This is a genomic window from Xylanimonas sp. McL0601 (genome assembly GCF_049852175.1).
Lineage (GTDB): Bacteria > Actinomycetota > Actinomycetes > Actinomycetales > Cellulomonadaceae > Xylanimonas.
On sequence record NZ_CP187527.1, the window covers coordinates 3,762,303 to 3,776,859 of the forward strand.

The window sequence follows — 14,557 nt, forward strand, 5'->3', positions numbered from 1 at the left end:
GCCGACGCTACCGCCCGCTCGCCCGCTGCCGGATCCCACGCAGCATTGCCGCCGTCATCACGAAGCTCACCGGCTGCACCGCCTCAGCGAGCACACGCCCGCTCAGCCCGGTCGGCCGATAGCGCTCGCGGACCAGCAGCCGCGTGCCCGCCCCGACCGGGTGCAGCACGAACGCCCACGTGAACTCGTAGGGCGCTGCCGCCGCGCCGGGCAGCGAGTCGGCCCCCTCGAGCACGAGGTGCTCGTTCGGCGCGAGCTCGGCCACGCGCAGCGCGACCTGTGGCGCCAGATGCACAGGGTCCCCGACCGCAAGCCCCTGCCAGCGGTCCTCGATCTGGTCGGCCGAGTGAATGTCGAGGCCGACCATCCGCTCGAGCCGGTCGTGGCTGTAGAACCCGCCGCGCCCGTACCCGAGCTGCACGAGCCACGGCCACACCGCCCGCGGCGGCGGCGCGATCCCCACCGCACGCGTCGCGACGACGCCGGCCCGCGGAAGGATGCCGTCACCCGGCAGCTCGGCGTCGGACTCGCCCGCGAGCGTGCCCCACGTCTGGGTCATGCGGCGGGTGAGCAGAGCGGCACCCAACGCCAGGGCTGAGGTCGCGACGAGGCACGCAGAATGAGCCGGGGTTCGATCCATGCGTCGATCGTCCAGGCCTCTCGGGCCCCACGCCAGAGCCGATGGTCCTCCTGGCGCGTTCAGTGCTGGTAGAACGCCCGCAGCCCGGTGCTGCCCGACGGCCCGGGTCCGGTGCTGCCCGACGGCGCCGGGTCTGCCCTTCGCAACCAGCCGCACGTCCACCGCCTCCAACCGGTAGGCGTAGCCCGCCGTCCTCGACCCGCAGACCGCGGCCCGTCGTGCGCGCGATCTGTCCGCCCGACAGCGGTCCGGGACGCTAGGGCCGCGGCATCAGTCGTCGAGGCGCCCGTGCCGCAGCGCAGACCGCTCGGCGCTGGTGCGGTTGGTCGCCCGCCCCTCAGCCTGGTACCAGTCGCCCACCTGCGTCACGGTCACGGTCACTGGTTGTGCGGTCGCTGCCTGCGCCGGAACCACGCCGAGCAAGCCCGGTGCCGTGAGGAGAGCGAGCACAAAGACGACGAGCCGGCCAGCTCGGCGGGAGGACGCGATGGGCATCGTGGCTCCGGTTCTCAGGCGGCGGTGCCTGGCTCTCATCTGAGCTGACCGAGCGACGCCCGCGGACCCTGGACTCAGCGAGTGGACAGTAGCGTGACGTTCAAGCGCTGGGAAGTGCCTGGGGGCCGTCGGCTCTGCGCAGCGTGGGCCGCGTCAGCGCTGGTAGAAGGCATTCACCCCGGTGCCCGACGGCGCCAGGTCGCCCTTCGCGACGAGGTTCACTTCCACCGCCTCCAACCGGTACGCATACCCCGCCGCACCGGACTGCTGGCTGTTCTTCGCCCAGCCCAGCAAGCCGAACCTCACGGGGCCGCGTCCGGTATCAGAGGTCGGCTGCCCTGAACGTCTCGTCGCAGCGCGCAAACCCCTGGCCACCGCGGCTTCACCGGGCGAACGCACCGCGACGCGCCCTCACCCGCTCAGGAAGCCTGCCGGAACGCCGGGCCGACGACGCCGCCGGGCGCCGGACCGCCCTTGGGAACGAGCTGCATCACGAACGCCTCCATCCGGTACCCATAGCCCGCGGACCCGGCACGCTCGCCGTTCTTCGCCCAGCCGAGCCAGCCGAGATTCTGGACGTGGACCGTGTAGTAGACGTCGTAGTGCTTCGCCAGCTCGCCCGTGAGCGCGAGCGTGAGTGCCTCCATGCGCAGGCCGCGTCCCTGCGTCCCGACCATCCAGTTCGCGTTGGACGGGACCTGGGGGATCCAGCCGAGGTTCTGGACGTGCGCGGTCGCGCTGATGCCGCCGTCGTAGCTCAGGCCGTAGCGGCGGAACTGGATGGCCTCCATCCGGAGCCCTCGCCCGTAGGTTCCAGCCACGACCCCGCCGTCCACGTACGGCTGCCAACCGATGCTCTCCACGTGGGCGCTGTACCCGAACTGCTCGGGCCCCGCGGGGGTGATGTCATACGAGGACCGGCTCTTCGCGGGAGTCGCCGCCCCGTACGGGATGAGGCGCACCTCGAGCGCCTCGATACGCAGGCCCCAGCCGGACGTCCCGGCCAGCTCGCCGTCCGACGCCCAGCCCGTCCACCCGATGCCCTCGACGTGGGCCCGGTAGTAGATCTGGTAGTCCGCACCGATCGGGCCCTGCAGGTTCAGGGTGAGCTCCTCGACGCGGAGCGAACGCCCCAGCGTGCCGACCACCCCTCCGTTCGTGACCGGGTCCATCCAGCCGATGTTCTGCACGTGCGCCCACGCGCTGACGCTCGAGCCCGGGTACGCCGGCGCGTCCAGCTTGAGCTGCAGCGCCTCGAGCCGCAGACCGCGCCCTGTCGTCCCGGCGACACGACCGCTCGTGACCCAGGGCTGCCAACCGATGTTCTGGACGTGCCCCCGGAAGGACAGCGTGGGCGTTCCGGCAGCCTGCACCGGACTGCTGACAAGCACCGTCAGCCCAGCGACCAGCATCAGGGCCGATGCCACGGCACGACGAACCGAACGACGAGAAGCCGACGACGCACGCATCTGAACCTCTTCACCCGAGCATCCGCGCCCGGTCAAAGCTGGGCAGGACCTGGGCGGTTCGCACGTCTCTGCTCCGCAGCGCACGGATCGTATCGGTCCTGAGCAACGCCGTGGACACCGCGTCCGGGCAGGTCGCGGGCATCGGAAGGATGGCAATACGAGGGTTCAGAACCTCACGGAACTCTGCCAAGACATCCCTCGGTCAGCGCTGGTAGAAAGCCCGCAGCCCGGTGCCCGACGGCGCCGGATCGCCCTTGGCGACCAGCCGCACGTCCACCGCCTCGAGGCGGTACCCGTACCCGGCGGTGCCGGACTGGGCCCCGTTCTTCGCCCACCCCAGCCAGCCGAAGTTCTGCGCGTGCGTGCGGTAGTAGATGTCGTAGTGCTTGGCCATCTCGCCGGTCGGGTGCAACGGGGAACGCCCCCGGCAGGAACGGCTGTCCCGAGGGGCTCGTCCGCAGCAGCGCCGAACGTAGTGCCTGCTGAGAGCACCGTGCAAGCCGTCTGGAAGGCAGCCCTCCGCCCCTCCCTCGGGGACGCGGCTAGCGCTGATAGAACGCTCTGAGCGCTGTGCCCGACGGCGCCGGATCGCCCTTGGCGACCAGCCGCACGTCCACCGCCTCGAGGCGGTACCCGTACCCGGCGGTGCCGGACTGGGCCCCGTTCTTCGCCCACCCCAGCCAGCCGAAGTTCTGCGCGTGCGTGCGGTAGTAGATGTCGTAGTGCTTGGCCATCTCGCCGGTCAGCTGCATCGTGAACGCCTCGACCCGCAGTCCGCGGCCTTGCGTGCCGACCACGCCACCGGTCGCCACCGGGGCCATCCAGCCGATGTTCTGCACGTGCGCGGCCGCGGTGATGCCGCCCGAGTAGGCCGGGCTGTTGAGCCGGAACCGCAGCGCCTCCACCCGCAGACCGCGACCGGTCGTGCCCGCGACCTGACCGCCCGTCACCCACGGCTGCCAGCCGATGTTCTGCACGTGACCCTGATAGCCCAGCTGCTGGTTCGCGGCCGTGACCGCGGCGGTGGCCGCGCTGGTCTTGGAGATGGTCGTGGCGCCCGGCATTCTCCCCGTGACCGTCACTGTGATCGTCTTGCCCACCTGCGCCGCCCGCGGCACGAACGTCTTGCCCGTCGCCCCCGCGACGTTCGCACCGTTTGCCTTCCACTGGTAGTTCAGCGCGGTCCCCAAGACCCACGTGCCCGGCTGCGCCGTCAGCATCGCTCCCGCCAGCGCGCTCCCTGTCACGCTGACCGTCGGCGCGACATCCACGGCGAACGTCGTCGATGATCCAGTCGCCTGAGGAAGGTCGCCGGGATAGGACACGACGACCACGTGTCGACCCGCAGACAGCGAGGTGGGAAGTGACAGCCTCCCGGCCTGGAACTTCGCGTCGTCCAAGACCTTGCGCCCATCGACGGCCACAGTGATCCCGTTGATCGGATAGACCTCGCGTTCGACAAAGCGGTCGGGGACGACAATCTCGGCGTCGAGCCGCATGGGCGATCCTGAAACCCACGGTTGCACTGGTGACGCGCCCACGCGGGTCGACGTCGGTGGCATCACGACGGTCCCGCTCCAGGTCGACGGAAGAAGCCCTGGGAGTCCGGCGAACCGCAAAGTGACCGCGTTCGGACCGGGTCTCAGCTCGCCGACGTCCATGCCGATGCCGGCGGTCCGCGAGCCCGGGAGCCCCAGCAGAGATGCTTGGCCACGGCTTGTGCCATTGATCGTGACGTCGACGGGCAGATCGAGGCTCGAGGGGTCAGCCGTGTCGAACCCGTCGTCGACCTTGAGCCCAAAGGTCAGGATCCAGGAGCTGACGAAGCCGTACCGGGCGTACGCCGGCAGCGTCGCGCTCAGAGTCGTGGCCTGCTCCGGCAACACCTCGAAAGTTCCCGACCAGACGTGCGCGTCGGTGTAGTCGTACTGGTTCGGCTCGGTGGACGCAAAAAGCTCGAGCCGGTGCGTACCCGGTGAGAGCCCGTAGCCGATGCTGAGATACGCGTCCGCGTGGTCGACGCCATACCAGGTCGCATAGATGCTGTCATACGGTTTGCCGTCGACCACTGCATTGACGAAGGGCTGTGGGCGGCTCCCGTCGTTTGTCACGACGGAGACGTGGAACTTCGGATGGCTCCCCATGTGTGCGGTCGGAGGGACATCGACCGACGAGATGGACAGCTGCGTCAACGGCGGCACGACGTACTCGGTCCGCATGACCGCGCTGCGCGCCGGCGGTCCCTCGAATCGCACCTCGACAAGGTGCGGTCCCGGTGTGAGCCTCGGCTCGGCGGGCAGGTCCACACGGACGGCCTGCCCTTCAATCCACCAGGACCCGGGGATCGGTGTCACCGTTCCGTCGTCCCCGGCGAAGCCCACCGTGATCACCCCGCGCGGAGTGAAGTCGGGCGAGGTCACGCGGACGGTGACGGCACCCGATGAGGTTGAAACGTCGAGATGCGACGTCTGGAGGTCTCCCGCCACGATCACGAGCCGGGCGCCCTCCCGCTGTTGGGACACAGCGGTGATGCCGAGGCCCGGAGGGACCGCATCCGGCGTCGGGGGGTCGTCGTTGAAGAGCGACCAGGTCAGCACAGACCCGTCGTCGAGGACGGCCACGCCATCACCGATGCCGTACTCCCCGACCCCCGCCGAGAGGGCCACGACCGTCCTGCCCTCGGGGACGGTCGGTGGCGGCGTCGCGAGGACAGGGTCGCCCGCGCCCTCCGCCGGCTCGGTCCCCGGACCAAACTGGTCCACGACGCCGTCGCTCCGCGCGGCGAGCCCGAAGCGCTCGCCGGCTTCCACACCGGTGTAGACGGTGTGCTCAGGAGGGAGCAACACCTGAGCGACACCGTCCGCGAGACAGCTGACCACAGCTCCGTCGGACCGCAAGGCAGCCCAGGAACGGCTCGATTGCGCCACGCTGATCGCGGTGTACCGGAGCCCGGACTCGGGGAGCATCGCGGCCTCGCACGCCCCGCCGAAGGTCGTGACGATGACCCCGTCGGACCGGACCGCCGCAAGGCCGACTCCGGCGTCGATCGCAACATAGGTCTTCCCCTCGGGGAGCGGCGGGGCGGGCTGGTCCTTCACTCCCTCGAGAAGCGCCGAAACTACGGCACCGTCGGACCTGAGGAGATACCCCTGGTACGGGCTCGCAGCGACAGCGGAGTAACGCTGGCCGGGCGGCAGATCGGGTACCACAGCCCCACCCTCAACCGACTCGACATTTCCGTCGCTCAGAAGAACGAGAGTGGTCACGCCGTTCGGCACTCCCCAGCCTGGATGGGTTGCCAGCGCCACATGAGTGGCACCGGTGCCTTCGTCCGGCCAACGCCGTGCGCCGTAGATTTCCAGGTCCGAGTCGGCGTTCATGCCCGTCGCCGTGCTCCACGGGGCGAGCCGGCCGCCCCGGGGGGCGGGCGTCCCCGCCTGCACAAAAGCTGGAGGCGTCGCTGGCTCGGTGACTGGCGACAGTTCGTCCCGCACATCGGCGTGGGCCGCCATGGGCGGCAGGCCGCAGACAAGGGCAGCGAGGGCAACGGAGGACGTCAGGCGCGCACGATGGCGTGGGCGCCCGCTGGATGCGAGATTCGGCACGTCAACCTCTTGTCAGATGAGCAACTTGCGGCGAGGAGCGTTCGGTGGCGCTCGCCGATCGAGGGCGGTGTCTAGTGCTGGTAGAAGGCCTTCAGCCCGGTGCCCGAAGGCACCGGGTCGCCCTTGGCGACAAGGCGGACGTCCACCGCCTCGAGCCGGTACGCGTACCCGGCGGTACCCGACCGCGCGCCGTTCTTCGCCCAGCCCAGCCAGCCGAAGTTCTGCGCGTGCGTTCGGTAGTAGATGTCGTAGTGCTTGGCCATCTCACCGGTCAGCTGCATCGTGAATGCCTCCACCCGCAGACCGCGACCCTGAGTGCCCACCACACCGCCGGTCGCGACCGGGGCCATCCAGCCGATGTTCTGCACGTGCGCCGACGCGGTGATCCCACCCGGGTAGGCCGAGCTGTTGAGCCTGAAGCGCAGGGCCTCCACGCGCAGGCCGCGCCCGGTCGTTCCGGCGATCTGACCGCCGGTCACCCACGGCTGCCAGCCAATGTTCTGCACGTGCCCCTGGTATCCGAGCTGGGCGTTCGCAGACGCCACCACTGCCGTCGCCGTGCTCGTGCTCGACGACTTCGCGCGCCCGGACTTGGTGCCGATCACCGTCACCGTGATCCGCTTGCTGGCCTGAGCAGCGCGCGGGACGAAGGTCCGGGACGTCGCCCCTGCGACCGCCTTGCCGTCTGCCTTCCACTGGTACGCCAGCGATGTGCCGGCAGGCCAGGTTCCTGGCAGCGCAGTCAGGGTCGCCCCGATAACGGGCTTCCCGGTGATCTTCGCGCGCGGCGCGACGAGCACTGTGATCGTCCGCGAGGCGGCGGCCGCCTGCGGCAGGTCGCCCGCGTACGCGACGGTCACCTCGTGCTCGCCCGGAGGCAGCGGGCTTGGCAGCTGCAGCGTCCCCGCAACCAACTTCGGGGCGTCCAGCACCTTGTGTCCGTCGACGGCCACCGTGACACCGTCGATCGGATACGTCTCCCTGTCCACGAACAGGTCGGTGACCGTCACCTCAGCCCGCAGCCGAGGTGCGGTTCCCTCGACCCACGAGCCCTCGGGCGTAGCGACGACCGTGGGCACCGTCGGGGGCAGCACCACGTTCCCGGTCCACGTCGACGGAAGAAGGCCTGTGTCTCCCGCGAAGTCCATCGTGACGGGGTTCGGGCCGGGCTTCAGGTCGTTGACCGCCACGGCCCACGTCGCAGCGGCGGTACCGCCGTATGCCGAGAGGTTCTGCGTTCCCAATGCGCGCCCGTTGACGGTGACGTCGACGGGGAAATACCGGAAGTCGCCGTCGTCGAACCCGTCCTCCGGCGAGAGGCTGAGATTGACGTCCCACCCCGGTTCGCCGCCGTAGCGCGCTCCGACAGGAAGCGTGGCCCGGAGGGTAGTGGCCTGCTCCGGCAGCACCTCGAACGTCCCTGACCAGACCGGGGAGTCCTGATAGCCGCCGTACCGATACATGGTGTCGGAGGACGCGTAGATCTCGAGCCGGTGCGGCCCTGCGGCAAGCCCGTTGCCGATACCGAGCAGCGCATCCGCGTGATCGTCGGTGTACCAGCTTGCGTAGGTGCTGTCGTACGGCTCCCCGTCGACCGCCGCGTGGACGAATGTTTGCGGCCGGTTCCCGTCGTCCGTGACGACCGAGATGTGGAACTCAGGGTGGCTTCCCACGTGTGCAGGAGGCGGGATGTCGACGGCCGCGATAGACAGCTGAGCAGGCGGCGGCACGACGTACTCAGCCCGCATGACTGCGCTGCGTGCGATGGGCCCGTCGAACCGCACCTCGAGACCGTGTGTCCCCGGCGTGAGGCGCGGTTCATAGGTCGAGTCCAGTGCGACGTAGGCGACACCGTCGGTGAGCGCGGCGCGTCCGTCCTCCCACCACGCCCCTGCGATCGGCGTGAGCACACCCTCGTCACCGACGAAGCTCACTGTGACCGTGCCACGCGGAGCGAAGCCAGGGACACCGGGAGCTGTGACGCTGACCTTGGCCTGCCCTGGCGTGATCGAGACGTCGAGCCGTGTCTCGACGAGATCCCCTTCGACGATCGCGAGCCGGCCGTAACGCAGCTGCGATACTGCCGTGACGCCGAAGCCGGGAGGGATCGCGTTCGGCGCGGGGGCGGCGTCGTGGTAAAGCGACCAGGTCAGCACGGAGCCGTCGTCGAGCACCGCGACGGCGTCCCCGATGCCGCTCTCCGAGTTCATCCCCGTCGACAATGCCGTGACCGACCGACCGGCCGGGACACGAGGCGGCGGCGTCGGGGAGATGGTCCCGCCCGACGACGACGGCGACGGGCTCGTCCCCGGACCGAACTGGTCGATCGCAGCGTCGCTCCGGGCCGCGAGCCCGAACCGCTCACCGGACTCCACACCCGTGTACGTCAGGCCGTCAGGCGGGATCAGAACCCGCGCCTGACCATCAACGAAGCAGCCGACGACGGCCCCGTCCGACCGCAGCGCGACCCAGGACCGGTCGCCTTCCGCAACGCTGATCGCCGTGTATCGAAGCCCTCCCGCGGGGGTCATCGCTGCCGTGCACCCCGCGGCGTCGGCCGTGCTCACGATCACGCCGTCGGATCGCACGGCCACGAGGCCGATACCGGCGTCGATCGCGACATAGGTCATCCCGTCTGGCAGCGGCGGGGCGGGTACGACCGGCGCCGCCTCGACGGGTGCCGACACCACGACGCCGTCGGACCGCAGCAAATAGCCGTGCCGCACGCTAGCGGCCACAGCCGTGTAACGAAGTCCGGTCGGCAGCTCCGGCACGGATGCTCCGCCTTCGACCGACTCGACGGTGCCGTCGCTCCGGAGCACGAGGGTGATCGCGCCGTCGAACGTCCCGGACTTCGGGCTTGTCGCAAGCGCGACGTGGGTGGGCCCGGTGCTCTCATCGGGCCAGCGCCGCACGCCGTAGTTCTCCAGATCGCCCTCGGCGTCGGTGCCCGTAGTCGTGGCCCAGAGGGCGAGCCGCCCGCCGCGGGGCGTCGGGGTGCCAGCCTGCACAAATGCGGTGCGTGAGGATTGTGGCGGCGACGGCTCCTCCGCGACTGCTGGACCGGGCAGCGCGAGGCACAGGAGTGCCGCAACGGCGACGGCAAGCCGGCGGGCGCGCAGAGGGCGCGAGTGGGGCATCGGAGCTCCGGATCTCAGGCAACGTCGCCTGCTCGAACTGACGTGACCGAGCGGCGCCCTGACCTGCGGAGTCAGAGGAAACGGAACCTACCGTGACAGCTCGACCATGGGTAGAGCCGAAGTGGCGATTCACACCCACCGCCGCAGGGCTGTCCACTGACGTCCGGCTAGTTGAGGAAGTCAGACAGGTGGAGCCCTATGACGCGGTCGTGCTCGGCGGCGCGGCCCACATGTTGCACTGGCTGAAGTCGGCGGCGAAGTTCGCCCGATAGCACAGCAAGGAGCTCGCCGCCCGGCCCGTGTGGCTGTTCAGCAGTGGCCCGCTCGGCACCGACCTCGTGGACAAGCACGGCCCGTGGGTCTCGGCGAGCGCCTCGCCCGGCCCCCCTCAGCCGCGAGCAGCGCAACGGCCGGCCAGGCATGTCGCAACGGAGCGTGCACCTAGCGCTGGTAGAAGGCCTTCAACCCCGTGCCCGATGGCGCCGGGTCGCCCTTGACGACCAGCCGCACGTCCACCGCCTCCAACCGGTACGCGTAGCCGGCCGTGCCCGACCGAGCGCCGTTCTTCGCCCACCCCAGCCAGCCGAAGTTCTGTGCGTGCGTGCGGTAGTACAGGTCGTAGTGCTTGGCCATCTCACCGGTCAGCTGCATGGTGAACGCCTCGACCCGCAAGCCACGACCCTGCGTGCCGACGACCCCACCCGTGGCCACCGGCGCCATCCAGCCGACGTTCTGCACGTGCGCGCTCGCGGTGATGCCGCCTGCGTACGCCGGGCTGTTCAGGCGGAACCGCAACGCCTCCACGCGGAGGCTCCGCCCCGTCGTGCCCGCGATCTGACCGCCGGTGACCCACGGCTGCCAGCCGATGTTCTGAACATGGCCCTGGTAGCCGAGCTGAACGTTCGCGGACGCGACCGCCGCGGTGGCAGCGCTCGTCTTGGACGCGTCCCGGTACGTCGGCTTGCTCCCGGTGACAGTCACCGTGATCTTCTTGCCAACCTGCGCTGCACGCGGGGTGAACGCCCTCCCGGTCGCGCCCGTGATCGTCGTTCCGTTGGCACTCCACTGATAGGTGAGGGCAGCGCCCGCAGTCCAGTTCCCCGGCTGGGCCGTCAGTGTTGCGCCCACCTTCGGAGCGCCGACGATCGTCGGCACTGGCGCGGCGAGCGGCAGTCCGATGGTGATCGTCTTGGAGAAGTCGGCCGGCTTGAACTCCCGACCAGATGCGAACGTCACAACGAGCTTCGCCGTACCAGGGGGGCAGTAGCCGAGTTCTAGGGCAACGGACCCCTCACCATCGTTGATCGCCGCCCACTGCACCGTGCCAGCGCACCTGCTCTCCGGCAGGGTCGGTCCCTGGGAAGCGAAGACATCCGCCAGCACGCCACCCTGAACCAGCGAACCGTTAGGAGCTGTCACATGGATCGGGACGATGACCGTCTCTTGCGGCACGGTGTCTGCGAGAACTGCCTTCACCACAGTGGTGACGTTCGGTGCCTGTGCCTCGACCGTGCCCACCCACTCAGTCGGCGCATAGACGTCAGTTCCCCGGAACTCGACGCGAACCTCGTGGGGGCCAGGTGCGACGCTCTTCCACTCGAGCTCGACGCCGTCACTGGTCCCCCTCCAGCCGCGAACCACCCCGTCGACGTAGACCCACGCCTTGTCATAGACGCGTGCGCCATCCGCGGAGGTGAGCATGACGTCCCCGTCCAAGACCCCTCCCTCCCACCACGGCAGGTGCGGAGTGACGGTCAGTGTCGTCGCCTGTGTGTCCGCGGCCGAGGCCGGGGCAGCGCCGAGTGCCAGGCAAGCGACGGCGAGCGCGCCCATCGTGATCGCCGCGGCGACCGCGCGGAAGATGCGCGCCAGGACGTTCTGGTTCAGTGCTGAACGTGCAGACATGGAGACTCCAGTCTTGAAGGACCGCTCCACCGCAGGTCAGCGGTCGTCCGGCCGATGGCGGTGGAGCCTAGCGCTCCGCCATCACGCCGAGAAGGGGTCGCAGCCTAGCCCCGCTGGGCAAAGGCAGGCAGCCCGGTGCCGACGGGCGCGGGCTCGTACTTGTTGAGCATCAGCACTTCCATGGCCTCCATTCGGTAGCCGAAACCTGCTGATCCGGACGGCTCGCCGTCCTTCGCCCAGCCGGTCCAGCCGATGTTCTGCACGTGCGTCCGGTAGTAGATCTTGTAGAGGGACCTGTACGCCGTGTTCTCGAGGCTGAGGCGGATCGCCTCCACACGCAGGCCGCGACCCACGGTTCCGACGACGCCGCCGCTGGTCACCGGTGCCATCCACCCAACGTTCTGGACATGCGCCTGCGCGGTGACGAACCCGTAGTAGGGGTCGAACCCGTTGACCCGGAACGCCTCCATCCGCAAGCCCAGGCCGGTGGTACCGATGATCCTGCCGTGACCGGCCGACACGCCCGGCTGCCAGCCGATGTTCTGGACGTGTGCCTGGAACTGGAGGTAGTCGCTCCCGTCAACGTTGTCGACAAGGAACGCCGCGTCGATCCCCGTTTGTGCAGGCCCAGCCGACCCCTTCGGCAGCAGCCGCATCTCGATAGGCTCGACGCGCCTGCCCAGGCCCTCTGACCCGGCCGCCGCGCCGTTGGAGGTCCAGGCGAGCCAACCGTTGACCTCGAGGTGCGTGCGATACCAGAAGTCGTACCGCTCAGCCATGGCACCGGTCAACGAGAGCTCGACCGTCGTGCTGGGAGGATGGAACCCGTGCCCGACGCCGATGCCCACCCGCTCCTGGACGTGCTCCTGGCCGGCGGCTCGCGAGCGGACCGGCTCACCCACCTGCGCACGCTCCCCGCGCGCGAGGGCGTCACCACCGACTGGCCGACCTGGGCCGACCCGGCGCTGGTCGAGGCGTACCGCACCCTCGGCGTCGAGCGCCCCTGGGTGCACCAGGCCACCGCGGCAACAGCAGCATGGGAAGGCCACCACGTCGCCCTCGCGACCTCCACCGGCTCCGGCAAATCCCTCGCCTTCTGGCTCCCCGCGCTGACCGCCATCGGGCGCACCCTCCCGCCACAGCAACGCGGCGCCGTTCTCTACCTCTCCCCCACCAAGGCGCTCGCCGCCGACCAGCTCGCCGCCCTCGAACGCGTCCTCGCCGCGATGCCCGACGACGCCGGCCGCGACCTGCGCGTCGCCACCTGCGACGGCGACACCCCGACTGAGGAGCGCCGCTGGGTCCAGGACTACGCCGACGCCGTCCTCACCAACCCCGACTTCCTGCACTTCTCGCTCTTGCCGAACCACCGGCGCTGGTCACGGTTCCTGCGGGCGCTGCGCTACGTCGTCGTCGACGAGGGGCACACCTATCGCGGCGTCTTCGGGGCGCACGTGTCGCTGGTGCTGCGCCGCCTGGCCCGGCTCGTCGAGCACTATCGCGGCGGAGCGCTCACGTTCGTCGTCGCGAGCGCGACGTCGGCCGAGCCCGCCGCGAGCGCCGCGCGCCTGCTCGGGATGGGGCCCGACGACGTCGTCGCGATCACGGAGGACGCGTCGCCGTCGGGCCGGCGTACGGTCGCGCTGTGGCAGCCGCCGGAGCTGGCGTCGTTCGGCTTCTCGCGGTCCGGGGCCGACGACGTCGCCGCGGACGGGGACCCGTGGGCGCTGCCTGACCCCTTGGATGCCTCGCACTCGGAGGCGGAGCAGACCGCCGTGGTGACAGCGGACGGCGCCGCGGACCACCCGCGCCGCAGTGCGACCGCGGAGGTCGCCGACCTGCTCGCGGACCTGGCGGCGCACGGGGCCCGGACGCTGGCCTTCACGCGCTCGCGCCGGGGTGCGGAGTCGGTCGCCCAGACGGCGCGCGACCACCTGCGGCCGATTTCGACAGAACTGTCGCAGCGCATCGCGGCATATCGCGGCGGCTACCTACCGGAGGAGCGCCGCGAGCTCGAGCAGGCGATCCGCACGGGCGCGCTGCTGGGTCTCGCGACCACCAACGCGCTCGAGCTCGGCGTCGACATCTCTGGCCTCGACGCGGTCCTCATCGCGGGCTGGCCGGGCACCCGGATGTCGCTGTGGCAGCAGGCCGGGCGGGCCGGACGTGCGGGCGCGGAAGGGCTCGTCGCGTTCGTGGCTCGGGAGGACCCGCTCGACACCTACCTGGTGACCCACCCCGAGGCGGTGTTCGACGCCCCGCTCGAGGCGACCGTCTTCGACCCCACGAACCGCTACGTTCTCGCTCCTCAGCTCTGCGCGGCCGCGCAGGAGGTGCCGCTGCGCACCGAGGACCTCGACCGGTTCGGCGATCCCGAGCAGGTGCGCATGCTCCTCGACGAACTCGTCGAGGCCGGAGCGCTGCGCCGCCGCCCGTCCGGCTGGTACTGGACGCACGCGCAGCCCGCGGCGGGCATGGCCGACCTGCGCGGGTCCGGCGGCCGGCCGGTGCGGGTCGTCGAGGCGGCGACGGGCCGCCTGCTCGGCACGGTCGACGCCGGGTCGGCCGACGGGCAGGTGCACGACGGTGCGGTCTACGTGCACCAGGGCACGACGTTCGTCGTCGACCATCTCGACCTCGAGGACCGGGTCGCGCTCGTGGTGCGCCGCGACGTGGACCACGGGACGTGGTCGCGCGAGGTGATGACGGTGGCGATCGACGAGACGGCGGAGCTCCGCGAGCGCGAGTGGGGCCCGATCTCGTGGGGCGTCGGCCCCGTCGAGGTCACCAGCCAGGTCATCAGCTTCGAGCGCCGCCGCCTGCCGGACATGCAGGTGCTCGGCACCGAGCAGCTCGACCTGCCGGAACGCTCGCTGGCGACGAAGGCCGTGTGGTGGTCCGTCCCGGAGTTCGTGCTGCGCGCGGCCGGCCTCGACGCCGACGTCGTGCCCGGGGCGCTGCACGCGGCCGAGCACGCGTCGATCGGCCTGCTCCCCCTGCTCGCGACGTGTGACCGGTGGGATCTCGGCGGCGTCTCGACCGAGCTGCACGCCGACACCGGCGAGGCGACCGTCTTCGTCTACGACGCCTACCCCGGCGGCGCAGGCTTCGCCGAGCGCGGCTACGAGCTCGGCGCCACCTGGCTGCGCGCGACGCGCGACGCCATCGCCGCCTGCCCGTGCGACCACGGCTGCCCCGCGTGCGTGCAGTCGCCCAAGTGCGGCAACTACAACGCCCCGCTGGACAAGGCGGCCGCCGTCACGCTGCTCGACGCCGTGCTCGGGCACGCGCCGACCTCCTGAC

Annotated in this window: 10 protein-coding genes; 1 reads left to right on the forward strand and 9 read right to left on the reverse strand. The window is 70.5% G+C overall.

Features of this window, described 5'->3' with window-relative positions:
* Positions 1–7: 7 nt before the first annotated feature.
* From ACO4JP_RS17380 to ACO4JP_RS17420, 9 genes are all read right to left on the reverse strand, one after another.
* Complete coding sequence (locus ACO4JP_RS17380; RefSeq protein ID WP_425955221.1) at positions 8–640, reverse strand: SRPBCC family protein; 633 nt, start codon at positions 638–640, stop codon at positions 8–10.
* Positions 641–910: 270 nt separating this feature from the next.
* A complete protein-coding gene (locus tag ACO4JP_RS17385) occupies positions 911–1,135 on the reverse strand; it encodes a hypothetical protein (protein ID WP_425955222.1) in 225 nt (74 codons plus the stop codon).
* Positions 1,136–1,288: 153 nt separating this feature from the next.
* On the reverse strand, positions 1,289–1,441 hold the full coding sequence (locus tag ACO4JP_RS17390) for a hypothetical protein (protein ID WP_425955223.1): 153 nt from the start codon (positions 1,439–1,441) through the stop codon (positions 1,289–1,291).
* A gap of 113 nt (positions 1,442–1,554) precedes the next feature.
* Positions 1,555–2,562: a hypothetical protein gene (locus ACO4JP_RS17395; RefSeq protein WP_425955224.1), complete on the reverse strand. Its 1,008-nt coding sequence runs from the start codon at positions 2,560–2,562 to the stop codon at positions 1,555–1,557.
* A 244-nt stretch (positions 2,563–2,806) separates the two neighbouring features.
* Positions 2,807–3,016, reverse strand: coding sequence for a hypothetical protein (locus ACO4JP_RS17400; RefSeq protein ID WP_425955225.1), 210 nt, complete (start codon positions 3,014–3,016; stop codon positions 2,807–2,809).
* A 130-nt stretch (positions 3,017–3,146) separates the two neighbouring features.
* A complete protein-coding gene (locus ACO4JP_RS17405) occupies positions 3,147–5,984 on the reverse strand; it encodes a hypothetical protein (RefSeq protein WP_425955226.1) in 2,838 nt (945 codons plus the stop codon).
* Positions 5,985–6,280: 296 nt separating this feature from the next.
* Positions 6,281–9,220, reverse strand: coding sequence for a hypothetical protein (locus ACO4JP_RS17410; RefSeq protein ID WP_425955227.1), 2,940 nt, complete (start codon positions 9,218–9,220; stop codon positions 6,281–6,283).
* A gap of 570 nt (positions 9,221–9,790) precedes the next feature.
* Entirely contained in the window at positions 9,791–11,284 is a 1,494-nt protein-coding gene (locus ACO4JP_RS17415) for a hypothetical protein (protein WP_425955228.1), read from the reverse strand.
* A gap of 74 nt (positions 11,285–11,358) precedes the next feature.
* Entirely contained in the window at positions 11,359–12,102 is a 744-nt protein-coding gene (locus ACO4JP_RS17420; RefSeq protein ID WP_425955229.1) for a hypothetical protein, read from the reverse strand.
* Here ACO4JP_RS17420 and ACO4JP_RS17425 point away from each other — a divergent pair.
* Positions 12,082–14,556 carry a DEAD/DEAH box helicase gene (locus tag ACO4JP_RS17425; protein WP_425955230.1) on the forward strand — a complete coding sequence of 825 codons (2,475 nt, stop codon included), beginning with the start codon at positions 12,082–12,084 and terminating at the stop codon, positions 14,554–14,556. The genes ACO4JP_RS17420 and ACO4JP_RS17425 overlap by 21 nt on opposite strands.
* Position 14,557: the final 1 nt, after the last annotated feature.